At 63.3% G+C, this 25,101-nt stretch carries 19 protein-coding genes; 6 read left to right on the forward strand and 13 right to left on the reverse strand.

The window, feature by feature from the left end; all coding sequences use genetic code 11:
• Positions 1-7: 7 nt before the first annotated feature.
• Positions 8-577 carry an NUDIX domain-containing protein gene (locus tag J2W40_RS10890; protein ID WP_310224617.1) on the forward strand — a complete coding sequence of 190 codons (570 nt, stop codon included), beginning with the start codon at positions 8-10 and terminating at the stop codon, positions 575-577.
• Here J2W40_RS10890 and glgX read toward each other — a convergent pair.
• From glgX to J2W40_RS10920, 6 genes are all read right to left on the reverse strand, one after another.
• The gene (gene glgX / locus J2W40_RS10895) at positions 558-2,438 is read right to left on the reverse strand and encodes a glycogen debranching protein GlgX (protein ID WP_310224619.1); all 1,881 of its coding nucleotides are present in this window, start codon (positions 2,436-2,438) and stop codon (positions 558-560) included. The genes J2W40_RS10890 and glgX overlap by 20 nt on opposite strands.
• Positions 2,435-3,883 carry a glycogen synthase GlgA gene (glgA, locus tag J2W40_RS10900; protein WP_310224829.1) on the reverse strand — a complete coding sequence of 483 codons (1,449 nt, stop codon included), beginning with the start codon at positions 3,881-3,883 and terminating at the stop codon, positions 2,435-2,437. Before glgA ends, glgX begins: the two co-directional genes overlap by 4 nt.
• Positions 3,883-5,142, reverse strand: coding sequence for a glucose-1-phosphate adenylyltransferase (gene glgC, locus J2W40_RS10905; protein WP_310224621.1), 1,260 nt, complete (start codon positions 5,140-5,142; stop codon positions 3,883-3,885). The genes glgA and glgC overlap by 1 nt, the downstream gene beginning before the upstream one ends.
• 52 nt (positions 5,143-5,194) lie before the next feature.
• Positions 5,195-7,354, reverse strand: coding sequence for a 1,4-alpha-glucan branching protein GlgB (gene glgB, locus J2W40_RS10910; RefSeq protein ID WP_310224831.1), 2,160 nt, complete (start codon positions 7,352-7,354; stop codon positions 5,195-5,197).
• 25 nt (positions 7,355-7,379) lie between these two features.
• A complete protein-coding gene (locus tag J2W40_RS10915; protein WP_310224623.1) occupies positions 7,380-9,845 on the reverse strand; it encodes a glycogen/starch/alpha-glucan phosphorylase in 2,466 nt (821 codons plus the stop codon).
• 113 nt (positions 9,846-9,958) lie between these two features.
• Positions 9,959-11,152, reverse strand: coding sequence for a serine hydrolase domain-containing protein (locus J2W40_RS10920; RefSeq protein ID WP_310224625.1), 1,194 nt, complete (start codon positions 11,150-11,152; stop codon positions 9,959-9,961).
• Positions 11,153-11,299: 147 nt separating this feature from the next.
• On the opposite strand from J2W40_RS10920, the gene J2W40_RS10925 reads away from it, so the two are divergent.
• The 4 genes from J2W40_RS10925 to J2W40_RS10940 all read left to right on the forward strand — a co-directional run bounded on the left by J2W40_RS10925 (position 11,300) and on the right by J2W40_RS10940 (position 18,525).
• Positions 11,300-11,812: an RNA polymerase sigma factor gene (locus J2W40_RS10925; RefSeq protein ID WP_096062924.1), complete on the forward strand. Its 513-nt coding sequence runs from the start codon at positions 11,300-11,302 to the stop codon at positions 11,810-11,812.
• Between the two features lie 55 nt (positions 11,813-11,867).
• Positions 11,868-12,797 carry a FecR family protein gene (locus J2W40_RS10930; protein ID WP_310224627.1) on the forward strand — a complete coding sequence of 310 codons (930 nt, stop codon included), beginning with the start codon at positions 11,868-11,870 and terminating at the stop codon, positions 12,795-12,797.
• Positions 12,781-15,210 (forward strand): TonB-dependent receptor, encoded by a 2,430-nt coding sequence (locus J2W40_RS10935; RefSeq protein WP_310224629.1) that lies wholly within the window; start codon positions 12,781-12,783, stop codon positions 15,208-15,210. Before J2W40_RS10930 ends, J2W40_RS10935 begins: the two co-directional genes overlap by 17 nt.
• A gap of 99 nt (positions 15,211-15,309) precedes the next feature.
• Entirely contained in the window at positions 15,310-18,525 is a 3,216-nt protein-coding gene (locus J2W40_RS10940) for an autotransporter outer membrane beta-barrel domain-containing protein (RefSeq protein WP_310224631.1), read from the forward strand.
• A gap of 155 nt (positions 18,526-18,680) precedes the next feature.
• On the opposite strand, the gene J2W40_RS10945 is transcribed toward J2W40_RS10940, so the two are convergent.
• From J2W40_RS10945 to gatC, 7 genes are all read right to left on the reverse strand, one after another.
• The gene (locus tag J2W40_RS10945; RefSeq protein WP_310224633.1) at positions 18,681-19,145 is read right to left on the reverse strand and encodes a DUF2846 domain-containing protein; all 465 of its coding nucleotides are present in this window, start codon (positions 19,143-19,145) and stop codon (positions 18,681-18,683) included.
• Positions 19,146-19,168: 23 nt separating this feature from the next.
• The gene (locus tag J2W40_RS10950) at positions 19,169-19,714 is read right to left on the reverse strand and encodes a hypothetical protein (protein ID WP_310224635.1); all 546 of its coding nucleotides are present in this window, start codon (positions 19,712-19,714) and stop codon (positions 19,169-19,171) included.
• A 93-nt stretch (positions 19,715-19,807) separates the two neighbouring features.
• Positions 19,808-21,313, reverse strand: a complete 1,506-nt coding sequence (gene gatB, locus J2W40_RS10955; RefSeq protein ID WP_310224637.1) for an Asp-tRNA(Asn)/Glu-tRNA(Gln) amidotransferase subunit GatB — start codon at positions 21,311-21,313, stop codon at positions 19,808-19,810.
• Entirely contained in the window at positions 21,310-21,729 is a 420-nt protein-coding gene (locus J2W40_RS10960; protein ID WP_310224640.1) for a type II toxin-antitoxin system VapC family toxin, read from the reverse strand. The genes gatB and J2W40_RS10960 overlap by 4 nt, the downstream gene beginning before the upstream one ends.
• Entirely contained in the window at positions 21,726-22,034 is a 309-nt protein-coding gene (locus J2W40_RS10965; RefSeq protein ID WP_310224641.1) for an AbrB/MazE/SpoVT family DNA-binding domain-containing protein, read from the reverse strand. Before J2W40_RS10965 ends, J2W40_RS10960 begins: the two co-directional genes overlap by 4 nt.
• Positions 22,035-22,078: 44 nt before the next feature.
• On the reverse strand, positions 22,079-23,560 hold the full coding sequence (gene gatA / locus J2W40_RS10970; protein WP_310224643.1) for an Asp-tRNA(Asn)/Glu-tRNA(Gln) amidotransferase subunit GatA: 1,482 nt from the start codon (positions 23,558-23,560) through the stop codon (positions 22,079-22,081).
• The gene (gene gatC, locus J2W40_RS10975) at positions 23,557-23,844 is read right to left on the reverse strand and encodes an Asp-tRNA(Asn)/Glu-tRNA(Gln) amidotransferase subunit GatC (protein ID WP_037480044.1); all 288 of its coding nucleotides are present in this window, start codon (positions 23,842-23,844) and stop codon (positions 23,557-23,559) included. The genes gatA and gatC overlap by 4 nt, the downstream gene beginning before the upstream one ends.
• 131 nt (positions 23,845-23,975) lie before the next feature.
• Between gatC and J2W40_RS10980 the strand changes: the two genes are divergently transcribed.
• Positions 23,976-25,094 (forward strand): DUF3089 domain-containing protein, encoded by a 1,119-nt coding sequence (locus J2W40_RS10980; RefSeq protein WP_310224645.1) that lies wholly within the window; start codon positions 23,976-23,978, stop codon positions 25,092-25,094.
• The last annotated feature ends 7 nt before the right edge of the window (positions 25,095-25,101 follow it).

Consider the following 25,101-nt stretch of genomic DNA (forward strand, 5'->3'; position numbering starts at 1 on the left):
GCAAGCCATGACCCGCATCCTTTCCACCCGACCGATCTACCAGGATTGGCTCAACCTGCTGATGGTGCGGATGCGTGCGCCCGATGGGCAGGAATGCGACCGGCATGTGGTGGAGATGCGCCGCGCGGTGGCGTTGCTGCCCTTCGATCCGGTACGCCGTGTCGCGCTAATCGTATCGATGCCGCGCGCGCCCGTGATGATGGCGGGGCTGCCCGACATGCTCGAAGCGATTGCGGGCCTGCTGGAGGATGAACCCGAAGACTGCGCCCGGCGCGAGGCGATGGAGGAAGCGGGCGTGGAACTGGGGACGCTCATCCATCTGGGGCAAATCTGGAGCATCCCCAGCGTCGTCACCGAGAAGATCGACTATTATCTCGCCGAATATAGCGCCGCAGACCGGATCGCGGCAGGCGGCGGCCTGGACGAAGAGCAGGAGAATATCACCGTCCACGAACTGCCGCTCGATACGCTATGGACGATGATGGCGAACAAGCAGATCAACGATGGCAAACTGGCGATCACGCTGATGGCGCTACGCCTGCGACGTCCCGACCTGTTCAGCGTGCCGGTGGAATGACCCTCACGGAGCGGGCGGCAACGTTCACCGCCTGCCCCTCCAGCAGGAATTTACACGCCTCCCCGTCGCCATTGACACAGATCGCCAACCCACTGCCGCGATAGTGCAGCGCGAAACGACGCCGCTGCGGGTCTTCCCACTGCGCGACACTCAACGGCGCGCCGCTCTCATCCAGCCAGGCGACGTCCGCATCCCGCAGGATCGCCGCGCCACGCAGATCCGCATTGCCCGCCCGCAAGGCCGCCAGCGCAAAGGCCTCCGCCTCCAGCGCGGTGTCGCGCCCTGCCCAATCGACCCAGCCGATCGCATTATCCTGCGCATAGGCGTTGTTATTGCCCTGCTGCGTCCGCCCAAACTCGTCGCCTGCGGTCAGCATGATCGTCCCGCGCGAACAAAAAAGCGTAGCGAGCAGCGCGATGTGGTCGCGTCGCCGCGCCGCTTGCACGGCCGGGTCGTCGCTCGGCCCCTCGACGCCATTATTCCAGCTCAGATTCTCGCCATGGCCATCGCGATTTTCCTCGCCATTGGCATGGTTATGCCGCTGTTCGTAGGATGTAACGTCCGCCAGCGTGAAGCCGTCATGGGCGGCGAGGAAATTCACCGTCCGGGTCATCGCGCCGCTGAAAATATCCGACGATCCCGCCAGCCGCGTCGCCATAGCGCCCAGCATCCCGCTATCGCCGCGCCAGAACCGGCGCATATCGTCGCGATAGCGGTCGTTCCATTCCAGCCAATTGTCGCCGAAATGCCCCAGTTGATAGCCGCCCGGCCCAATGTCCCATGGCTCGGCGATCATCACCCTGTCGGCCAGGATCGGATCGGCACGCATTTCCTCCAGCAGTGGCGAACGCCGATCGAACCCATCCGCCATCCGCCCCAGCGCTGGCGCCAGATCGAAGCGGAACCCGTCCACCCGCGCCTGCGTCACGAAATAGCGCAGCGAATCGAGGATCAGGCGGCGGACCATCGGTTGGTTGCACGCGATGGCATTGCCGGTGCCGGTATCGTTGATCAGTTGCCCATTGGCCGCATGCCGGAAATAGTCGCGCGCATTGAGGCCACGCAGCGATAGCGTCGGCCCTTCGGCATCGCTTTCCCCGTCATGATTATAGACCATGTCGAGCATGACGCCGATCCCCGCCGCATGCAGCGCGGCTACCGTCTCGCGCAGTTCGGCGATACCGCCGGGGGCGAGACGCGGATCAAGCGCGAACCAGTTGACCGGATTATAGCCCCAATAATTGGTCAGCCCCAGCGGCCCCAGATGCCGTTCATCGATCCAGGCATTGATCGGCATCAACTCGATCGCCGACACATGCAGTCGTTGCAGATGCGCGATCACCGCCGGGTGCGCGAGCGCGGCGATCGTCCCGCGCTGCGCCTCCGGCACATCGGGATGCAGCATGGTGAACCCGCGCACATGCAGTTCGTAGATCAGGCCGCCGGGACGGAAACAGGGTAACGCGCCCGACAAGGGCGCCAAGGGCGCTTCGACAACACCCTTGGGGATCATCGGTGCGGTGTCGCCCCCTTCTCCGCGCGGCGCGGCCAGGGCGGAGTCATAGATGAAAGCGCGGTCGATCGCCGTCGCATAAGGATCGAGCAGCAATTTGTCGGGGTCGAACCACAGCCCCGCCGCCGGATCATAGGGGCCGTCGGCGCGATAGCCATAGCGCGCCCCTGCCCCCACGCCCGTCGCCTCGCTATGCCAGACGCCGCCCTCGCCGCGCGTCATCGGCATCCGGGTTTCGCGATCATCCGCATCGAACAGGCAAAGCCAGACATGGCTGGCCTCCGGTGCCCAGACCGAAAAATGCGCGCCACTTGCGCTTAGTCGCGGCGCGGCCGGGTCTGCGCTCACGCGGTCGCCGTCAACAGACTGCGATAGAGCGCCGCATAACGCGCCGCACTCTGGCCCCATGACACATCGGTCCGCATCGCTGCCCGCTGCATTGCCTGCCAAACTGGCCGGTCGCGATGCAGCCGCACCGTGCGCGCAATCGCGCCATGCAACGCCAGCGGGTCCGACGGAGCGAACACAAAACCCGTCGCCGCGCCCGCCGCCACCGCCGCTGCATTGGCGTCGATCACCGTATCGGCCAGCCCGCCGACCCGCGCGACGACGGGGAGGCAGCCATAGCGCAACCCATAAAGCTGGGTCAGCCCGCACGGCTCGAACCTTGACGGGATCAGGATCGCGTCTCCCCCCGCCTGCATCAGATGCGAGAGCGGCTCGTCATAGCCGATCCGCACGCCGATGCGCCCACGATGGCGATCCGCCGCACCCAGAAAAGCGCCCTCCAGCGGATGATCACCCGACCCCAGCAGCGCCAGTTTCGCGCCCAGTCCCACCAGATGATCGAGCGCATCGACCGTCAAATCCATGCCCTTCTGCCAGGTCAGACGGCTGACGATGATGAAGATCGGCGAACCATCGGCATCCAGCCCGAACTGCTGCTCCAACGCCCGCCGATTGACCCCTCGTCCCGTCAGCGCCCGACCGCTGAAAGCCTTGGGGATCAACACATCGTCCGCCGGGTTCCAGATCGCGGTATCGACCCCGTTCAATATCCCGTGCAGCCGCTCCACGCGGCCATTGATCAGGCCATCCAGCCCCATGCCATGAACAGGCGACCGGATTTCCTCGGCATAGGTCGGGCTGACCGTCGTAATGGCGTCGGCCGAGACCAGCCCTGCCTTCAGATAGCCCACCCCGCCATAATATTCGACGCCATCCATACCCCAGGCTTCGGGCGGCAGGCCCAATTGGCCGAACACGTCGGCAGCATAACGCCCCTGAAACGCCAGATTATGGATCGTCACGATCTTGGGCACCGCATGGGCCGGACCAAAACGCATATAGGCCGCCGTCAATGCCGCCTGCCAATCATGGACATGGACGGCATCAGGCCGCCAGCCCTTGACCCCGTCCGCCGCCAAATCCGAGCCGACCCGCGACAGCGCGGCAAAACGCCGCCAATTATCGCCCCAGTCATTGCCCGCATGGTCGCCATAAGGCCCGCCTTCGCGCGCGAAGAAATCGGGCGCGTCCAGCACCAGCAGGTCCAGCCCATCGACTCGCGCAGCCAGCACCGTTGCGGTCACGCCGAACAACGCCTCATAGCGGCGCACGACCTTCGCCTTGCCGATCCGCGCGATGACGGCGGGGTAGCCCGGCACCAGCGTCCGGGTCGCCACGCCCTCTCCGGCAAGCGCAGCGGGCAGCGCGCCCGTGACGTCGGCCAACCCGCCGGTCTTGATCAGCGGATAGATTTCGGACGCGACCGAGAGCAATTGCATGGCGATCAGGCGACCAGACGTTCGATCATCGGCTGCGTCACCAGGCAGATGCCACTGTCGGTCCGGCGGAAGCGTTGCGCATCCTCCGTCGGATTCTCGCCGATGATCAGACCCGGCGGAATGATGATGCCGGAATCCAGCACGCATTTATGCAGCCGCGCGCCCCGCCCGATCTCGCAATTGGGCATGATGACGCTATCGGTCACCGACGAAAAACTGTGCGTCTTGACGCCGGAGAATAACAGGCTGCGATGCAGCGAAGAGCCGGACACGATGCAGCCGCCTGCCACCAGCGAAGAGGTCGCCGACCCGCGCCGCCCATCCTCATTATGCACGAACTTCGCGGGCGGCGTGACCTCCGAATAGGTCCAGAGCGGCCAGCTTCGGTCATACAGGTCGAGCGAGGGCACGACATCGGTCAGGTCGATGCTCGCCTGCCAATAGGCGTCGATCGTGCCGACATCGCGCCAATAGGGCTCCAGCTCGCTTTCGGCGCGCACGCAACTGGCGGAAAAGCGGTGCGCGACGGCTTTGCCATGCTTGACGATATAGGGGATGATATCCCCGCCAAAGTCGCGCTTGCTTCCCGGCTCGTCCGCATCGCGCCGCAATTGTTCGATCAGGAAGCGGGTCTGGAACACATAGATGCCCATCGACGCCAGCGCGACGTCAGGCTGGCCGGGGATCGCGGGGGGGTCTTTGGGCTTTTCGATGAAAGCGGTGATGACATCCTTTTCATCGACATGCATGACGCCAAAGCCGACTGCGTCCATCCGCGGCACTTCCAGGCAGCCCACCGTGACATCCGCGCCGCTGTCGACATGCTGCTGCAGCATCAACTCATAGTCCATTTTATAGACATGATCGCCCGCCAGCAGCACCATATATTCGGGCGCATAGCTTTCGATAATGTCGATATTCTGGAACACCGCGTCGGCGGTCCCTTCATACCATTGGCTTTCCGACACGCGCTGGCTGGCGGGCAGGATGTCGAAACTCTCATTGCGTTCGGGGCGCAGGAAGTTCCAGCCGCGCTGCAAATGGCGGATCAGCGAATGCGCCTTATATTGCGTCGCCACGCCGATGCGCCGGATACCGCTGTTGAGCGCATTGGACAGCGCGAAATCGATGATCCGCGCCTTGCCGCCGAAATGGACCGCGGGCTTGGCGCGCTTGTCGGTCAGCTCCGCGAGGCGGCTCCCGCGTCCCCCGGCCAGCACATAGGCCATGGCATCGCGCGCGATCGGCTGGTGTCTTATCTGCATTATGGGCCTCTCCTCATTATCGCCCACGATCGCCTGCACGCGCCCGTTGGTGTCACATATCAAGTTCGAACATCAGCGTGGCGAAAGGCGGCAGGGTGATGTTCGCCCAGCCCGTCTCATCCGCCATCACCATGCCCATATTCCCCGCCCCGCTACCGCCATAGTCGGCCGCGTCGCTGTTCAATATCTCGCGCCAGCGCCCACCCGAAGGTAGCCGCATACGATAACCATGACGCAGCACAGGGGTAAAATGGCTGATGACCACAATTGGTTTCGCGCCGGGCGCCCGCCGCTGCCAGGCGAACACGCTATCCACCGCGCCATCGACCAGCACCCATTCGAAACCTTCCGGCTCGCAATCGCGGGCATGGAGCGCCGGGCGGCTGCGATAGAGGCGGTTCAGATCGCCCACCAGATGCTGCACCCCCAGATGGGCACCATGGTCGAGCAGATGCCAGTCAAGCGCCCGTTCCTCGCTCCATTCGCCGCGCTGGGCGAATTCCTGCCCCATGAACAGTAACTTCTTGCCCGGATAGCCCCACATCAGGCCATAATAAGCCCGCAGCGTCGCGAATTTCTGCCAATCGTCGCCCGCCATCTTGTGCAGCAGCGATGATTTGCCATGCACCACCTCGTCATGGCTGAGCGCCAGCACGAAATTCTCGGCGAAGGCGTATACCAGGCCGAAAGTGATGTCGTCATGATGATGGGCGCGATGCACCGGGTCGCGCTGCAAATAGCGCAACGTGTCGTGCATGAAGCCCATATTCCATTTGAAGCCGAAGCCCAGCCCGCCACTCTCCACCGGATGCGACACATTGGGCCAACTCGTTGATTCCTCGGCGATCGTCATGATGCCGGGCTGCGCAGCATAGAGCGCCCGGTTCATCTCCTGCAGGAAAGCGACCGCCTCGACATTCTCACGCCCGCCATGGTCATTGGGTATCCATTCGCCCGGCTCGCGCGAATAATCGAGATAGAGCATCGACGCGACCGCATCGACGCGCAGCCCGTCGACATGATAACGCTCGGCCCAGAACAGCGCATTATTGACCAGGAACTGCGCCACCTCGCGCCGCCCGAAATTATAGATGGCGGTGTTCCAGTCAGGGTGGAATCCCTTTTTCGGATCGGCATGTTCGTACAGCGCCGTGCCGTCGAAATGCGCCAGCCCATGTTCGTCGGTTGGAAAATGCGCTGGCACCCAATCGAGGATCACGCCGACCCCCGCCCGGTGCGCGCCATCAACGAAGCGCGCAAAGCCCGCCGGATCGCCAAAGCGCGCAGTCGGCGCATAAAGCCCTAGCGTCTGATAGCCCCAGCTCGGATCATAGGGATATTCGCTGATCGGCAGAAATTCGATATGGGTAAAGCCCATGCCCACAACATAGGGGATGAGCCGCCGCGCCATCTCGTCCCAGTCGAGGAAACCGCCATCATCGGTCAGCTGCCACGACCCGGCGTGAACCTCGTAGATGGAAATCGGCTCGCGCCGCGCATCGGCCTTCTGCCAATAGTCGCGGTGGCGCGCGTCGCCCCAAACATGGTCGAGCGGCGCAGCGACGATGGAGGCGGTGGAAGGCCGTAACTCGCTCTTATAGGCGAACGGGTCGGCCTTGAGCGGCAGCGTTACGCCATCCGCGCCCACAATCTCAAATTTATAGGGCGCACCCGGTTCGATTGCGGGCAGGAAAATCTCCCACACACCGCTATCGACGCGATGGCGCATCGCGCCCCGGCGGCCATCCCACTGATTGAAGTCACCGACCACCGACACGCGCCGGGCATTGGGTGCCCAAACGGCGAAATGCACGCCGGCCACCCCTTCATGGGTCATCACATGCGCGCCCATCTTGTCGAACAATCGGGCATGGGCGCCCTCGGCCAGGAAATGATCGTCCATCGGCCCCAGCACCGGCCCGAAGCCATAAGGGTCGATCAGCGCATAGTCGCTGCCATCGGCATAGCGCGCGACGTAGCGCAGCGGCTGCCGCTTGCGCAGGGCGACCTTGCCATGGAACAACCCGGCCGGGTGCAGCGCGGTGAGATCGCCCACGGCCTTGCCATCGAGTGTCTGCGCGACGACGGATGTGGCTCCAGGCAACAGGACGCAGGCGGTAAAACCCATGTCAGCCGGATGAACGCCGAACGTGGCGAAGGGATCGTCATCGCGGCCTTCGACCAGCCGGTCGATCTGCTCGCCTGTCAGCACGATCCTGTCACCCAGCCTCCCATCCTCAGCCGATCTTCCAGATGTCCCGCGCATATTCGCGGATGGTTCGATCGGACGAAAACCATCCCATGCGCGCGACATTGTGGATCGCCATCTTTGCCCACAAGGCCTCGTCCGTCCAGAGCCTATCGACATGCCGCTGCGCGGCCGAGTAGCTGTCAAAATCCGCTGCCAGCATGAACCAGTCATGGTCATAAATGCCCTGGATCAGTCCCTTGTACCGATCAGGGTCGTCGGGCGAAAAGACGCCGCTGGCGATCGCATGCAGCGCTTGGGCAAGTTCCCGGCTCTTACCGATGACGTCCATCGGCACATAGCCCTTGGCGCGGCAGTCATTCACCTCCTGCGCGGTGAGGCCAAAGATGATGATATTGTCGGCCCCGACATGATCGCGCATTTCGACATTCGCGCCGTCGAGCGTCCCGATCGTCAGCGCGCCATTGACCGCGAACTTCATATTGCCCGTGCCCGACGCTTCCATGCCCGCCGTCGAAATCTGTTCGGACAGGTCGGCGGCGGGGATCATCATCTCGGCCATCGAGACATTGTAATTCGGCACGAACTGCACCTTGAGCAGCCCCTGCACCGCCGGATCATGATTGACCACGCGCGCGACATCGCCCGCCAGCTTGATGATCAGCTTGGCATTATGATAGCTCGACGCCGCCTTGCCGCCGAACAGCTTGACGCGCGGCACCCAGTTGCGTTCGGGATGCGAACGGATCTGGTCGTAAAGCGACACTGCCTCGACGATGTTGAGCAACTGCCGCTTATATTCATGGATGCGCTTGATCTGGATGTCGAACATCGCCGACGGGTCGATCCGCGCATTCAACCGCTTGCGCAAAAGGTCGGACAGTGCCGCCTTGTTCGCGCGCTTCACCGCGATGAATTTCTCCTGGAACGCCGTGTCGTCGGCAAAGGCATCCAGGTCGCGCAACGCTTCCGCGTCGTCCAGGAACGCCTCGCCGATCGCCTCGCGGATAAGGCCGGTCAGCCCCGGATTGCATTGCATCAGCCAGCGGCGATAGGTGACGCCATTGGTCTTGTTGTTGATCCGGGTGGGATAGAGATTGTGCAGGTCGGCAAAGACCGTGACCTTCATCAGGTCGGTGTGCAGCGCCGATACGCCATTGACGCTATGTGATCCGGCAAAGGCCAGATTGCCCATCCGCACGCGCCGGTCGCCGCCTTCGTCGATCAGCGAGATCGCCCCGATCGCCGCGTCATCGAACTGCCCGGCCCGCCGCGCTTCAGCGAGCAGGCGGCTGTTGACCGCATAGACGATCTGCATATGCCGGGGCAGCAACCGCTCGAACAATGGCACCGGCCAGCTTTCCAGCGCTTCGGGCAGCAACGTGTGGTTGGTATAGCTGAACGTCCGCCGGGTAATGTCCCACGCCTCGTCGAAATCGAAGCCATGCTCGTCCAAGAATATCCGCATCAACTCCGCCACCGCGACCGCCGGATGCGTGTCGTTCAGCTGGATCGCTGCCTTGTCGGGCAGCGTCGCAATGGTGCCGAAATATTGAATATGCCGCCGGACGATGTCCTGCAACGAGGCGGACGAGAAGAAATATTCCTGCCGCAACCGCAATTCCTGGCCAGCGGCGGAACTGTCGGCGGGGTACAGCACCCGCGTCAGCGCTTCGGCCCGGTTGCTTTCGGACAGCGCACCGACATGGTCGCCGGCATTGAACTTGTCGAGCAGGATCGGGTCGATCGGCTGCGCTTCCCATAGCCGCAACGTATTCACCCGCTTGCCGCGCCAGCCCGCAATCGGCGTGTCATAGGGGGTGGCGATCACGCGCTCGCTGGGCTTCCAGTGCATCTGGTGCGGCCCGCTATCCTCGCCCTCGGCCGGATCGACCAGCCCGCCAAAGCCGACCTCATAGCTCGCCTCGCGCCGCTCGAACTCCCACGGATTGCCATGCGCCAGCCAGTTTTCGGGCAGCTCGACCTGCCAGCCGTCCGAAATCTCCTGCCGGAACATGCCGTTCACATAGCGGATGCCATAGCCATAGGCGGGCACATCGACCGTCGCCATACTCTCCATGAAGCAGGCCGCCAGCCGCCCCAGACCCCCATTGCCCAGCGCCGCATCCGGCTCCAGTGCGGCGATGATGTCGATATCGACGCCCAACGAGGCCAGCGCCGCCTGCATATCGTCCAGCATTTCCATGTTGGACGCCGCATCGCGCATCAACCGCCCGATCAGGAATTCGAGGCTGAGATAATAGACCCGCCGCCCTTCTTCCTCATAGGTTTTCTGGGTCGATGTGATCCAGGCGTCGATGACCCGGTCGCGGATCGAGAGAATGACGGCGTGCAGCCAGTCATGCGGCTTGGCCGCAGCGGCATTCTTGCCGATGCGGTAAGTCAGCCGCTCGACAATCTCATGCGCCAGGATTTCCGGGTCCATCCGCCGCGGCGCGGGTTTGGGAAGTTTGGTCTGGCCCTTGAGGTTCATGGCACACGGTCCCCCTGTCTGATCCACGGGGATGATGGCACAGCCGACAAGCCCGCGCCAACGGCAAATTTTGCAGCGCAGCAATTATTTCCGCTGTTTCGCGGGACTTGAGCCTACCCCCTGCGCACCAGCGCCTCTGTCACCCCGGCGCGCAATTGCGCGCGCACGGGATAGGCGCTCGATGGCAGCAATTGGGTCATGAATATCCCGATCAACCGCTCGACTGGATCGACCCAGAAATAGGTCGAAAACACCCCGCCCCAATAATATTCGCCGCGCTCTAATCCCATGGCGAAGCCCAGGCCGAAGCCCACATCCTGGTAGTCCGCCTCGCTGAACATCGCGCTCGACAGGCTGGCAAGGTCGCCGCCGCCGGGCAGTTGGTTGGACCGCATCTGCGCCACCGTATCGGCCCGCAGCAGCCGCACCCCGTCCAGTTCGCCCCCGCGCAGCAGCATCCGCGCAAAACGATGATAATCCGCCACCCCCGACACCAGCCCGCCGCCGCCCGACAGGAATCGCCCCTGCCGCCGCCAGCCGCTCCGCGCACCCAAATCCGCGACCTGCCGCTCGCCCTTCTCATCCAGCCGCCAGGCATCGGTCATGCGATCCGCCTTGGCATCGGGCAGTGCGAAGGTCGTATCGACCATGCCCAGCGGCGCGAAGATGCGCTCGCGAAACACGCTTTCCAGGTCGCGCCCCTCCAGCCGCTCGATCACGACGCCCAGCACGTCGGTCGCCACCGAATAATTCCACCGCTCGCCCGGCGAAAATTCCAGCGGCAGGCTTGCAAGGTCAGCGATGAACTGGTCCGACGTGCGCGGCTGCTGAAATTCGTCCAGCCCCAGCTTGCGATAGCGCGCATCGATCGACGTCTGCCGCTGCAACCCATAGGTCAGCCCCGACGTATGGCGCAGCAGGTCGATCATCAGCATCGGCCGCTTCAACCGCGCGCGATTGGCGCGCCCGACGCGCAGGTCCGCAAATTCGGGGATCACATCGACGACCGGCGTATCGAGCGCAACCTTGCCCGCCTCCACCAACATCATGAAGGCGACCGACGTCACCGGCTTGGTCATCGACGCGATCCGATAAAGGGCATCGGCCGACAGCGATTCCCCGCTCGCCCGCGCCGCCCCGCGCGCCCACGACACCACAGGCTGCTCGTCGCGCGACACCAGCAATTGCATATGCGGCAACCGGCCGCTGGCCAGATAGGTGCGGTCGAGAAAGTCCACCAGCGCGTCCAGCCGGTCGGGGTCCATCCCCGCCGTCTGTGCCGCCACCCTGTCCACGCCGTTCGTCATGCCTGCGCCGCTCCGATGCTTGTCCGGCTCCGCGCTAAAGCAGCGACGCGCGCAGGACAACAGCTTGGCGATTGCCAAGGGACCACCCCGCCCTCTATGGCAGGCTATCCGAACGGCAAGCAATTTCAGCACTGGACCCCGACAGGCATGGCCACTGGCCTTTCCGCGATCTTCATGGCCAACCGCGCGGCCCTGCTGCGGTTCCTGCGCGCACGCGGCGCAGGCGAGAATGCCGAAGATCTCTTGCAGGACATGTGGATGAAGCTGGAGGCCAAGGATCTTGGCCCCGTCTCCGACCCCGTGCCCTATCTTTATCGCATGGCCAACAACCTCATGCTCGACCGCTATCGTTCGGCGATCCGGCGCGAACGGCGCGAGCAGGACTGGGCCGAAGGCGCTGGCGGCGTCATGGCCGACCCGACCGACGACGTGCCGGTGGACGAGCGGATGATCCTCGCCCAGCGGCTGGACGAGGCGCGCGCTGTCCTGCGCGACCTTGGCCCGCGCGTCGAACTCATCTTCCGCCGCTTCCGCATCGAAGGCGTGGGGCAAAAGGTCATTGCCGAGGAATTGGGGGTCAGCCTGACAACGGTGGAGAAGGACTTGCAAAAGGCCTATCGCGCCATGCTGACGCTCAAGCAGAAACTGGATACGGAATGATGGGGTCGGCGGCGTCAGTCTCTGTAAGGGGCAAAAAATGAACAGGGCTGGAGCAATGACGAACGAGGAGGCAATGGCGTGGGTCATCCGCACGCGCGATCCCGCCTTTACCGACTGGGACGGCTTCACCGTCTGGTTGGAAAGCGATCCTGCTAACGCGGAGGCTTATGATGTTCTGATGGCGGCCGATGCCGACCTCGATGCCATCATCCCGCCCGAACCCGTCGCCATGCCCGTTCCCGCCAATGATGTGGGCGTGCCGCAACGCCGTCCGCTCCGCTGGATCGGCGGCGGCGCGATCGCCGCCGCGCTGGTGGCGGCCGTGTCGGTCGGCATGATGAACCGGGCCGACATCTATACCGTCACCACCCGCCCCGGCGAAACGCGCAGCATCGCGCTGGACGATGGCACCCGCATCGAAGTCAATGGCGGCACCCGCCTGCGCCTCGACCGCAACGACACCCGCTTCGCCGCGCTCGACAGTGGCGAGGCTGCCTTCACCGTGCGCCATGACGCCGCCGACCCGTTCCGCGTGACGGTAGGTAAAGCTGTATTTGAGGATGCCGGAACGGTCTTTAACATCGTCCATACAGCCGGTGCGGTGCGCATCGGCGTTTCGGAAGGTGAGGTCATCTACAATCCCGGCGCTGAAGCGATAAGCCTGCCTGCTGGGCGCGGGCTGACCGACGATGCCCAGGGCTTGCGCGTGATGGATGTCGCACCCGCAGCTGTCGCAAGTTGGCGGCAGGGTCGCCTCGTCTACGCCAATGCCGCCGTCAGCGACATCAGCGACGATATCGGCCGATCGCTCGGCATCGCGCTCCGCACCACGCCGGGCGCGCGCGCGATGCGGTTCACCGGCACGATCCGGCTGGATAGAGACCCCGCCCGTTTCTTTGCCGGAGCCGCGCCGCTGATGGGCCTTTCCGCCGTGCGTCAGGGCGATACCTGGCTACTGAAAGAAGGGGATGGGCCGCAAAGCTGACCTCCTCTTCGTCACCGCCCTTGCCATAACGAGCGCAGCGCCCGCGCATGGGGCGGACAGACAGATCATCAGCATCGCCCCCGGACGGCTGGGCGAGGCGACCATCGCGCTCGCCCGTCAGACCAGGACCAGCATCGGCATGTCCGACCAATCGCTCGCTGGCATCCGCACCCCGGCCGTTACCGGCACTCTCTCGGTCGAAGCGGCGTTGAAGCGGCTGCTCAAGGGCAGCGGCGCGACCGCGCGGCGCATCGACGGCGCGACATGGCGCATCGTCCGCACCCGGCCCGCTCTACCCGCGAGCGCGCCCGCGCCGATCCCCGCCGCCCCTGCCCAGGACCAGCCCGAAGCCCAGATCGTCGTCACCGCTTCAAAGCGCGAAACGCCCCTGTTCCGTTATGCCGGGATGGTCGAAGCGCTCGACAGCCGCGCCTTTTCCAGCGGCGAAGCGGCAGGCGGCACCGCCACCTTGCTAGCGCGGGTCGCTAGTCTGAGTTCCACCCATGCCGGTGCGGGCCGCAACAAGCTGTTCATCCGCGCCATCGCCGATTCGGGCGTCGCCGGGCCGACCCAGGCCACCACCGGCCAATATCTGGGCGACATGCGCCTCAATTATGCCGCGCCCGACCCCGACCTCAAACTCTATGATGTCGGCCGGGTCGAGGTGCTGGAAGGGCCGCAGGGCACGCTCTATGGCGCGGGATCGCTGGGCGGCATCATCCGCATCATGCCCAACGCGCCCAATCTGGGCGAAATGGGCGGGCAAGTGTCGGCAGGGCTTTCCGCGACCCAGCATGGCGACCCCGGTGGCGATCTGTCGGCAACGCTCAACCTGCCGATCGTCGCCGAAAAGCTCGCGCTGCGGGTCGTTGGTTATGGCGTGCAGGAAGGCGGCTATATCGACGACGTCAATCGCGGGAAGGAGGACGTCAACCGCACCCGCACCTGGGGCGGCCGTGCCGCGCTGCGGTTTGCCCCGGACGATGACTGGACGATAGATATCAATGGCGTCTACCAGCGAATAGAGGGTGATGACGCGCAATATGCGACCCGGTCGGTCGGACGACTGGAGCGCGCCTCCGCCGTCGCGCAGCCCTATCGTTCCGACTATCTGCTCGGCAATATCCGCCTCGAAAAACAATGGGACAGCCTGCGCTTTGTTTCGTCCACCGGCTTCGTGCGGCACGACCTGTCCGAAAGCTATGACGCGACCCAGCCAGGCGGCCCGCCAGCGCTGTTTCGCCAGCGCAATGAAGTCGACATTTTCTCGACCGAAAATCGGCTGGTGCGGGATCTCGACAATGGGTTGGGCTGGATATTGGGCGGCTCCTACCTGCAAAGCACATCGAAAATCTATCGCTCGCTCACCGGCTTTGGTGCCGCGCTGATCCAGCCGGAGGTTTTGCCCGGCGTGCCGGTGTTCGGCCGGGGCCAGCCAGCGGCGGCGACGGGCGTGCGCAACAGCGTAAAGGAAGCGACGCTGTTCGGCGAAGCCTCGTTCGAGCCAGTGCGGGGACTGATCGCCACCTTCGGCGGCCGCCTGACCAACAGCCGCCTGTCCGGCGAAGCGCTCGATCCCGTCGCCGCCCTTTCATCGGCAGACCTCGCACGCGCAGAAGCACAGGCCGATCGCAGCGAGACGATCTTCCTGCCTTCCGCCTCTTTGCTCACCGATGCGATCCCTAATGTCACGCTGTACGCCCGCTTTCAGCAGGGCTTTCGGCCCGGCGGGCTGGCTGTCGATGACCAGCGCGTGCGGCGGTTCCAGAATGACCGCATATCGACGCTTGAAGCGGGCTTCCGCATGGGCATACCGGGCCGCGACAGGATAGCGTTGAGTGGCAATATCGCCTATACTGACTGGCGCGACATACAGGCTGACGTCACTGATCGGATCGGCCTGCCGACCACGGCCAATATCGGTGACGGACGCCTCTACACACTCGAAGGCCGCATCGTTGCCCGCGCGACGAGAACACTCACGCTTGATAGCAGCATCATCTATAATGACAGCCGCCTGACCCGGCCAGCGGCTTTCATTCGGGCGCTTTCCTATGACAACAAGTCGCTTTCAGTCCCCAATGTTGCCAATCTCGGTGGACGGGTGGCTTTCGATTATCGCACGTCCATCGACGACCTGACAAACGTCCATCTTTCCGGGTCCGCCCGCTATGTCGGCAAATCGCGGCTGGGCGTCGGGCCGATACTGGGCCAGACTCAGGGCGATTATGTCGATACCAGCCTGTCGGCCAGCGTGACGCGCGGGCCGGTGCAATATTCGCTATCGCTCACCAACCTGTTCGACAGCGACGGCAACCGCTTCTCGCTCGGCACGCCGTTCGACCTCAATACCGACTATTATACACCGCTGCGCCCACGCACGCTGCGCATCGGCGTCGATTTCGCTTTCTGAACATCCATTCATCGCAAAACGGCACGGAAAACCAAGTTCGGCATCGTCCCTCCCGCACGCGCGCACAGAATATCAAGCGCGGCACGCAGAGGAGACTATATGCGACATCTACTGGCCTGCACGGCCATCGCGCCGGTTCTGGTGGCCCTGACAGCGGCGCAGGCGATGGCGGAAACGACCATCAGCACCGCGACCACGGCAGCCGTCAAGACCTCCACCATCGCCAACGGCGCGCGCGACGATATCACCATCAGTTCAGCCGGGTCGATCACCCTGACCAGCGGCACGGCGGTCACGGTCGACAGCAACAACAAAGTCTCGAACGCGGGCACCATCACCATCAACGATGCCAATAATGTCACCGGCATCCTGATCGCCCCCGGCACCAGCGGGGCGATCACCAACAGCGGCACCATCACCCTGACCGAAGACTATACCGCCACAGACAGCGACTCCGACGGCGATATCGACGGCCCGTTCGCCAAGGGCACGAATAAAAAGGGTATCTGGCTGCAGGCGGGCGCCCCCCATGTCGGCGACATCACCCATAGCGGCACCATCAGCATCGAAGGCAATCAGTCGGACGGCATCCGCCTCGACGGCCCTCTGACCGGCAACCTCGCCACCAGCGGCACGATCGCCGTCACCGGCGACAACAGCTACGGCATCATCGCCAACGACGTCACCGGCAACGTAACCCTGCGCGGGACGACGACGGCGGTTGGCGCGAACAGCATCGGCGCAGCCTTGCTTGGCGACATCGACGGCGCACTCAAGATTCAGGGCAGCATCGCCAGCACCGGCTATCGCACGACGACCCGGCCGTCCGACGTCACCAAACTGGATGCCGACGATCTGCTTCAGGGCGGATCGGCTGTTGTGATCGCGGGCAATGTCAGCGGCGGCATCATCTTCGACGTGCCCCCCACCGCCAGCGACGATGATGATGAAGATGACACCGATATTGACGATGACGGCCTGACCGACAGCACGGAAGGCACCGCCTCGGTCATCACCTATGGCTCGGCCGCAGCCGTCCAGATTGGCGCGGCGGACAGCGACACGGACATAGGTGCGGTGGTCGCCAATGCGTCGGGTTATGGCCTGATCGTCAATGGCGGCATCGGGGGCTATGGCATTTATGACGGGGTTGCCGCCAATGGCCTGGTCATCGGCGGACTTGGTGGCGATGTCGATATTGCCAAGGGTATGCTCATCAAGGGTACGGTTGCCGCCATCTCCTACGACAGCGACGCCACGGCGCTGCGCCTTGGGTCCGGTGCCAAAGCGGACATAGTGGACATCAGCGGCACCGTCGGCGCAACGGGGTCATCGAAGGGAAATACCAGCGCGCGCGGCCTGGTGATAGATGACGGCGCGACGGTCGGGTCGATCAAGATCAGTGGCACGGTCGCTGCCTCTGCGCTTGACGATGAGAAGGGGGCGGCGGTCGCCATTCTCGATTCATCGGGCACGCTATCCAGCCTGGCGAACACCGGCCGGATCAGTGCGCTCGGCGGCCTTACCAACACCGCGATTGATCTCAGCGCCAACGACAGCGGGGTCACCGTAACCCAGGCGCTTGCCTCCGCCACCGCCAGCATACCCCAGATTGTGGGCGACATTCGGCTGGGATCAGGCAATGACGTCATGACCATATCTGCGGGCAGCATCACGGGCAATGTCAGCCTTGGGGCAGGTAACGATGCCCTCACGCTTTCGGGCAGTTCCAGCCTGACCGGGAATGTTGCCTTTGGGACGGGGGCTGTGGATCTGACCCTGGCGGACACTGCCCGTCTGATCGGAAATGTGGATTTTGGTGGCGGCGCTGGTTCGCTGACTTTGAACGGGACATCGTCTCTGAATGGCGCGATCAGCAATAGCGGCAATATGGCGGTGACGCTCAACGGCGGCACGCTTGATAGCAGCAATACAGGCAGCATCGCGCTCGGTTCGCTGTCAGCCAGCGGCACATCGACCATCGGGGTTACGATTGACGGGAATACAGGCACCAACACCGTCTACGACGTCGCTGGCGCGGCCAATTTTGCGAGCGGATCACAGGTCAAGGTTCAGCTTAATCAAGTCGGAAACGCCGAGGGCGACTATGTCATCGTGCGTGCCGGCACACTCAGCGGAGCGCCGACGCTCGGCACCGCGGCCCTGCTGCCATATATGTTCAAGGGCAGCGTTGCAGGTGACAGCACGGCAGGCACCGTTACGCTGTCGGTCGCGGCCAAGAGCGTGACGGACCTTGGCCTTACCGGGTCGTTGGCGCGAGCCTATTCCGCCATCTTCAACGCGCTCGACAATGATGCCGCCATTGCCGACGCTTATCTTGCCATCACCGACGGCGACACGCTGAACGCCAATTTGCGCCAGATGCTGCCCGATCATGCCGGTGGCACGTTCGAGGCGGTGACATCGGGTTCCAGAGCCACCGCGCGCATCCTGTCCGATCCCAACGGCATTTATCGTACCAAGGACGGCCGTCTCGGCTTCTGGCTGCAACAGGTGGCCTTTGGCAGCAGCAAAAGCGTGGGCAATACCGCGTCCTACGATATCAACGGCTGGGGCGCTGGCGGCGGCGCGGAATATCTGACCGATCTCGGCGCGTTCGGCGGCTCTTTTGCCTATATCCATGGTAGCGATACCGGCGGCGGAGCGGACAATGCGGTCGATTCCGATCAATATGAACTGGCGGCGCACTGGCGCGGCCAATGGGGGCCGCTATTGGCCTTCGCTCGCCTGTCTGCGGCGCATATCGGCTTTACCGGCACCCGCTATTTCGCGAATGGCGACGTCACCCGCACGGCCGACGGCGACTGGAGCGGCAAGCTCTATTCGGCGACCGCAGGTGCCGCCTATCAGATGCAGATGGGCCGGTTCAGCCTGCGCCCGGCACTCGGCATCGACTATTATCGCCTCAAGGAAGAAGGCTATAGCGAAACGGGGGGCGGCGACGGCTTCAACCTCACCATCCTGGGCCGCACCAGCGACGAAACCACCGCCAACGGCACGCTTACGGCTGGCTATGACTTTGGTAGCCTGAAGCCGGAAGATGGCTGGCTTCGACTGGAGGTTGAAGGCGGCCGTCGCCAGATCATCGGCGGATCGCTCGGTGACACCGTCGCCTATTTCAAGGATGGCGACCGCTTCACCCTGACCGCCGAAGACCGCACCAACGGCTGGACCGGCCGCGCCCGCCTCTATGGCGGCACCGAAACATTCCGCGTGGGCGGCGAATTCGGCGCCGAGGAGCAACAAAATCACGTCGCGATATCGTTTAGGGCGACGGTAAACTTCGTCCTGTGACGTCCTGACTGTGAAAGGACGGGCCACACCCCACAGACCCTCCCGGTCCGTCCTTTCCGCCCCGGCAATATCCCTCCCCAAGGGCGCCGGGCATAAAAAGAGGGGCGTCACCGCTAGACCCGGTGGCGCCCCTTATTCTTGTGAACGGGCGGAAATTATTCTGCCTTTACCTCAACCGGCTTCAACTTGGCGCTGAGCGCGTCGAACCCGGCCTTGTCGGCCGGCGACAGGTTGGGGCGCCCCGCCATGATTCCCATCGAAATGCTGCACTTGGAATAATAGGTTTCGCCCGGCTCGATCTCCATCCGCAGCGTATCGGTCGCCTCGCTCTTGACCGAATATTCGTGAATGCCGGGGTCGGCATAGACGACGGCGAATTTACCCGGCGGCAAGCTGGTCAGACGCTCCCCCTCTTCATGCACCGCGCAGGAAATAGCCGCCCCCATCAGTCCGCCCTTGCGGAAGAAGATGATCTTTCCCTTTCCTTCGGGAATGTCGGATACCGGCACTGCCGCCGCCCCCGGATCGGAGAGAACGGCTGGGTCAACCGCCGCATCCTGCGCGATCGCAGACGTGCTGCAGGCGACCATGACCAATGCCAGAAACATGTGACGCTTCATAACATTACCCCCCATTGTGAATTTCAATGTTCGCCATCCGGCAGGACGAACGGGATGTCGGCCACCAATTTGGCCTGTCCTCGCGTACCCGCAGGCACGACCACCTCGCTACCTGCCATGAAAAGCACGACCGGCACCGCAACCAGGCCGACCAGAGCCGCCTCATGTGTGCGGCTCTCACCGGATTGGGCGAAACGGAAGCTGCGCAGCGCGATCTTCTGTCCTTGATACTCGACGAAGCGCGCCGCCAATATCAACTCACCAGCCTTGCCCGCCGCGCGAGCGCGGGCGGCGTGGATGACCTCCCCCTCCCCCAGCACACCGTCAGGTACGACGACGGCCCCATTGAAGGCCACCGGTACTGTCGTGCGGATGCGGAACCGGTCGCCCGGCTTGGACAATTTGGAATTGAGCGGGTCGAGTATCTCGAAATCGACATAGGTTCCGGCTGGCACCGCCGTCGCCGCCGGTGCGAGCGTCGCAACGATCGGGTCAGTCCCGGCAGAGGCTGGTATCGCAACAGCCAGTCCGAAAGCCGCAGCGAATAATCGCCCCGTGCGCCGCATCATCCCCCCTATTCACGCCGCCAATCCCCCGATTCGCTATGGCGTGAACAGATGCTTATCGCGCGTCTTTACAGTCGTATAGAGGGAAGCGAGCGATCAGCCCGCCAACCCCTTCTTCACCAGTTCGTTGACCACCTGCGGGTTGGCCTTGCCCTGCATCGCCTTCATCGTCTGACCGACGAAGAAGCCGAACAACGCTTCCTTGCCGCCCTTATATTGCGCGACCTTGTCGCCATTGTCCGCGAGAACCTTGGCCACCGCCGCCTCGATCGCGCCGGTGTCCGACGTCTGCTTCATGCCGCGATCTTCCACGATCTTGGCCGGCGCGTCGCCGGTTTCCAGCATGATCTCGAACACCTGCTTGGCGAGCGATCCCGACAGCGTGCCGTCGGCGACCAGCGCCAGCAATTCGGCGGCCTGCGAAGGACTTACCGGGCTTTCCTCCAGGCTTTTGCCAAGGCGGTTGAGCGCGCCATAAAGGTCGGACAGCAGCCAATTGGCCGCCGCCTTCGCGACATCGCTCTCGCTCTTCTTCTGCGCGGCAGCGCTCTGCGTCACCAGCAATTCGAACCAGCGCGCGGTGTCGGCGTCCGCCGTCAGGGTCGCGGCATTATAGGCCGACAGGCCCAGCGCCTGCTCATAGCGCTTACGCTTGGCATCGGGCAGTTCGGGCAGCGAGGCGCGGCATTCGGCCAGGAACGCCTCGTCCAGTTCGATCGGCAACAGGTCGGGATCGGGGAAGTAGCGATAGTCATGCGCATCTTCCTTCGACCGCATCGACCGCGTCTCGCCTCGGTCGGGGTCATAGAGCCGGGTTTCCTGCACGATCTTGCCGCCCGCTTCCAGCACGTCGACCTGACGGTTCGCCTCATGCTCGACTACAGCCATGACGAAGCGGACGGAATTGACGTTCTTCGTTTCAGTGCGAGTGCCAAATTCCTCGCCGGGCTTGCGAACGGACACGTTCACGTCAGCGCGCATCGACCCCTGGTCCATATTGCCATCGCACGAGCCGACATAGCGCAGAATCGTCCGCAGCTTCGCCAGATAAGCCCCTGCTTCGGCGGGCGAACGCATGTCCGGCTTCGACACGATCTCCATCAGCGCGACGCCCGACCGGTTGAGATCGACATAGGAGCTGGTAGGATGCTGATCATGCATCAGCTTGCCGGCATCCTGCTCGACATGGATGCGCTCGACCCCGATGACCTTGGTGCTGGTGTCCGGGTTCTTCTCGTCCAGCACGATCTCGATCTGCCCTTCGCCCACGATCGGATGATAGAGCTGACTGATCTGATAGCCCTGCGGCAAATCGGCATAGAAATAATTTTTCCGGTCGAACCGCGACCATCTGTTGATCTGCGCCTCGATCGCCATGCCGGTACGCACCGCCTGCCGGATGCACTCGCGATTGGGCACCGGCAACATGCCGGGCATCGCTGCGTCGACCAGGCTGACCTGCGTATTGGGCTCCGCCCCAAACGCGGTCGCGGCACCGGAAAACAGCTTGGCATTGGTGGTGATCTGGGCATGCACCTCCAGGCCGATCACGACCTCCCACTCGCCGGTTGCGCCCTGGATGCGATAGGTTGATTCAGTCATGCTGGGTCCGTTTCGGGAGTGATAAGGGTGAGTTCAGGAAAGTAACGCCGGTACAGCGTCAGATCGCGAGTCAATAAGGGCATTTGTCGGGTGAAGGCATGGGCTCCGACGAAAAAATCGGGAAGAACACGATAAGCCCGATCCTCCTTGCGCGCCTCTCGATAGGCTATGAAGCGTTGCCCGGCAATGAAGGCGGCAACGTCATCGACCGGTTCCGAGACGAGACCCAGCGCCGCTATGTCCGACTGCAAATCATTCAAGGATCGATAATTTCTACTTAGCTCAGCGAGAACGACAATGTTGACTATGGCCGGCCCGTTGCATCGAGCGTCGCTCAACCGCTCGATCGACCACGGCCCCCATATGTCATCGCTTGACAGAATGTCGATGATGACATTCGTATCGACAAATGTCATTCGGGGTCCAACCGGTGCGGGCGGATATAATCCATATATTCGTCGGTTGATGCAAAGCCGGTTTTCATTGTGCCAGCCGCAGCCAATATTCCCGCTCTTATGCGGCTTCGCCGTTCATCGGTGGTTTCGCCCACCAGAACATGAGCGGGAAGCACCACCGCTTCGCCACGGTCATTGATCCCGATGCGAACGGGCTGTCCCGGAACAAGGCCGATGCGGTCACGGATTGCCTTGGGCATGAACACCTGCCCTTTACTGGTCATGTTGACCACCGTTTCCTCATCAAATTTGCTGTGCATGTTCATCGCGACATCTCCAGTGTTACCAAAGTAACACTTCGGTCAAACCATTACCACCACTTGTCCGGCCGCGCCACAAAGCCCGCCCGTTCCTCGATAGCGAGGCCTGCGTTCAACACCGTCTGTTCATCCAGCGCCTTGCCGATGATCTGCAAGCCCAACGGCAAGCCGTGACTATCCACGCCACCGGGCACCGACATCGCGGGCAGCCCCGCCAGCGACGCGGGCACGGTGAAGACGTCGTTCAGATACATGGCCAGCGGATCGGCCTGTTTCTCGCCCAGCGTGAAGGCGGCGCTCGGCGCGGTCGGGGTCAGCAGCAGGTCGCATTGCTCAAAGGCCAGATCGAAATCTCGCGCGATCAGCGCCCGGACCTTCTGCGCCTGGGTATAATAAGCGTCGTAGAAACCCGCCGACAGGACATAGGTGCCGATCATGATGCGGCGCTTGACCTCCGGCCCGAACCCAGCCGCGCGGGTGGCGGCATACATGTCCTGCAAGCCTGCGCCATCGGGCAGGTCGCGCTGGCCATAGCGCACGCCGTCATAGCGGGCGAGGTTGGACGAAGCTTCGGCGGGCGCGATGATATAATAGGTCGGCAGCGCATATTTGGTATGCGGCAGCGACACTTCCACCACATTGGCACCTGCGTCCTTGAGCCAGGCAATCCCCTGATCCCACAATGCGGCGATTTCCGGGTTCAGGCCATCGGGGCGATATTCCTTGGGAATGCCGACCGTCTTACCCTTGAGATTGCTGGACAATCCCGCTTCCCACTGTGGCACCGGCAAATCGAGCGAGGTCGAATCCTTGGGGTCGAACCCGGCCATGACTTCCAGCAGCAACGCATTGTCGCGCACCGTGCGCGCCATCGGCCCGGCTTGGTCGAGCGACGAGGCGAAGGCGACGATGCCCCAGCGCGAGCAGCGGCCATAGGTCGGCTTGATACCGCTGATGCCGGTAAAGGCGGCAGGCTGACGGATCGAGCCACCCGTGTCCGTCCCGGTCGCCGCCGGGCACAGCCGCGCCGCGATCGCGGACGACGAACCGCCTGAAGAGCCACCGGGGGCCAAAGCCGCATTGTCGCCACCGTCCCGCTTCCACGGGCTGATGACGTTGCCGAAATAGCTGGTCTCGTTGGACGATCCCATGGCGAACTGGTCGAGGTTCAGCTTACCCAGCATCCCCGCGCCTGCATCCCACAACTTGGCCGACACAGTCGATTCATAGGTGGGTACGAAGCCTTCGAGCATGTGGCTCGCCGCCGTGGTTTGCACACCCTGCGTGCAGAAGAGATCCTTCATGCCGATCGGCACGCCGGACAGAGGCTTCACCTCGCCAGCCGCCAGCGCCTTGTCAGCGGCATCGGCCGCTTCCAGCGCTTTTTCCGGGGTTTCGACGATGAAGGCGTTGAGCGCCTTGGCCGCCGCAACATTCGCGTTGAAGCCCTCGGCAACTTCGCGCGCGGAAAAATCGCCTGCGCGGAACCCGTCGCGAATTTCGGCTACGGTGAGGTCTGTAAGATTGGTCACTCGATCACTTTCGGGACGGCAAAAAATCCATGTTCGGCCTGGGGCGCATTCGCCAGCACCTTGTCGCGGACATTGCCGTCGGTCACGACGTCGTCGCGCAGGCGCTGGTGATTGGGGATGACGGCGGTCATCGGCTCGACGCCGCTGACGTCCACCTCGCCCAATTGCTCCACCCAGCCAAGGATGTTGTTGAGTTCGGGCACCATCGCCTCGGCTTCGGCATCACTCACCGAAATGCGCGAGAGGCTGGCGATCTTTTTTACGGTCTGAAGGTCTATCGACATGGGCCATGCCGCTACCACCCGTATCCCTCCGCTTCAAGCGGGTTTCGCGCCTCTTGCGCGCGCGCGCAGCTTGCGTAAGACAGTGACGCGCAAATGGGGGCCGCATCGCCCCTTAATTCGGAGAGCATCGGGTGGCCCGCAAATTTCTCTATGTCATCGCAACCCTTGTGGTTCTGGTGATCGCGGCGTTCGCCATCTATGCGATCTGGGGCATGCAATTGATCCGCGCCGTGATGGTGCCGCGCGAAGAATTTGCCGATCTCGCCCCGCTCCCCGCCAATGCCTATGCCGACGCCAAAATGTGGGTCGCGCGTCCCGACATCATCCAGAACAACCCGGCGCTCTGGACCCCGGCAGGTGTGACCAATCCCGCTCTGCCCCAAAAGGCGGCAGTCTTTTTCATTCACCCCACCAGCTATATTACCACCTTTGGCGATGCCCATTGGAATGCGTCGCTCGATGAAAAGGAGGCCGACGCTACCGCCCGGCGCTTCGTGATGAGCCAGGCGAGCGCCTTCAATGCGGCGGGCAGCGTATGGGCCCCCCGCTATCGCCAGGCCAATTATGGGGCATTCCTGACCAGCAAAGCTGCCGGTGACAAGGCGCTGGCGGCTGCCTATCGCGACGTCGTTCAGGCCTTTGCCGCCTTCCTCGCGGCAAACCCCAGCGGGCCGCTGATGCTTGCCGGGCATAGTCAAGGCTCCCGTCACCTGCTGCAACTGCTGCGGGAGGAAGTGGCGGGCAAGTCAGTCGCAGATCGGGTCGCGGCCGTGTATGCCGTGGGCTGGCCGGTATCCGTAGAGGCCGATCTTCCTGCGCTGGGCCTGCCCGCCTGCGCCCGCGCAGAACAATCACACTGCATCGTCAGTTGGCAAAGCTATGCCGAACCCGCCGATCCATCGGCGGTGGTGGAGAGTTTCGAGCGCAAAACCGGCTATACCGGCAAGCCCCGCAAGGGCACCCACATGCTTTGCACCAACCCCATCACCGGCGCGTTCAACGGGGCGGCACCGGCCAGCGCCAACAAGGGTACGCTGGATGCACGCGAGGAAGGGCAACCGCCGAAGCTGCTGACCGGCGTCGTCCCCGCGCGGTGCGACACCAGTGGCGTGCTGATGATCGGCGAGCCGGTCGACATGGGGCCGTTCACCCTGCCCGGCAATAACTATCATGTCTATGATTACAGCCTGTTCTGGGGCAATGTGCGCGCCGACGCACAACAAAGGCTCGCCGCCTTTTTACAGAAATGACATTTTG

Origin of the sequence: Sphingobium xenophagum, from assembly GCF_031457465.1 — a bacterium.
GTDB lineage: Bacteria > Pseudomonadota > Alphaproteobacteria > Sphingomonadales > Sphingomonadaceae > Sphingobium > Sphingobium xenophagum_A.

Coding starts and splice junctions, on each gene's coding strand:
- J2W40_RS10890 (WP_310224617.1), top strand. CDS start 8: ATGACCCGCATCCTTTCCACCCGACCGATCTACCAGGATTGGCTCAAC.
- glgC (WP_310224621.1), bottom strand. CDS start 5,142: ATGCAGATAAGACACCAGCCGATCGCGCGCGATGCCATGGCCTATGTG.
- J2W40_RS10915 (WP_310224623.1), bottom strand. CDS start 9,845: ATGAACCTCAAGGGCCAGACCAAACTTCCCAAACCCGCGCCGCGGCGG.
- J2W40_RS10920 (WP_310224625.1), bottom strand. CDS start 11,152: ATGACGAACGGCGTGGACAGGGTGGCGGCACAGACGGCGGGGATGGAC.
- J2W40_RS10925 (WP_096062924.1), top strand. CDS start 11,300: ATGGCCACTGGCCTTTCCGCGATCTTCATGGCCAACCGCGCGGCCCTG.
- J2W40_RS10930 (WP_310224627.1), top strand. CDS start 11,868: ATGACGAACGAGGAGGCAATGGCGTGGGTCATCCGCACGCGCGATCCC.
- J2W40_RS10935 (WP_310224629.1), top strand. CDS start 12,781: ATGGGCCGCAAAGCTGACCTCCTCTTCGTCACCGCCCTTGCCATAACG.
- J2W40_RS10940 (WP_310224631.1), top strand. CDS start 15,310: ATGCGACATCTACTGGCCTGCACGGCCATCGCGCCGGTTCTGGTGGCC.
- J2W40_RS10945 (WP_310224633.1), bottom strand. CDS start 19,145: ATGAAGCGTCACATGTTTCTGGCATTGGTCATGGTCGCCTGCAGCACG.
- J2W40_RS10950 (WP_310224635.1), bottom strand. CDS start 19,714: ATGATGCGGCGCACGGGGCGATTATTCGCTGCGGCTTTCGGACTGGCT.
- gatB (WP_310224637.1), bottom strand. CDS start 21,313: ATGACTGAATCAACCTATCGCATCCAGGGCGCAACCGGCGAGTGGGAG.
- J2W40_RS10960 (WP_310224640.1), bottom strand. CDS start 21,729: ATGACATTTGTCGATACGAATGTCATCATCGACATTCTGTCAAGCGAT.
- J2W40_RS10965 (WP_310224641.1), bottom strand. CDS start 22,034: ATGAACATGCACAGCAAATTTGATGAGGAAACGGTGGTCAACATGACC.
- gatC (WP_037480044.1), bottom strand. CDS start 23,844: ATGTCGATAGACCTTCAGACCGTAAAAAAGATCGCCAGCCTCTCGCGC.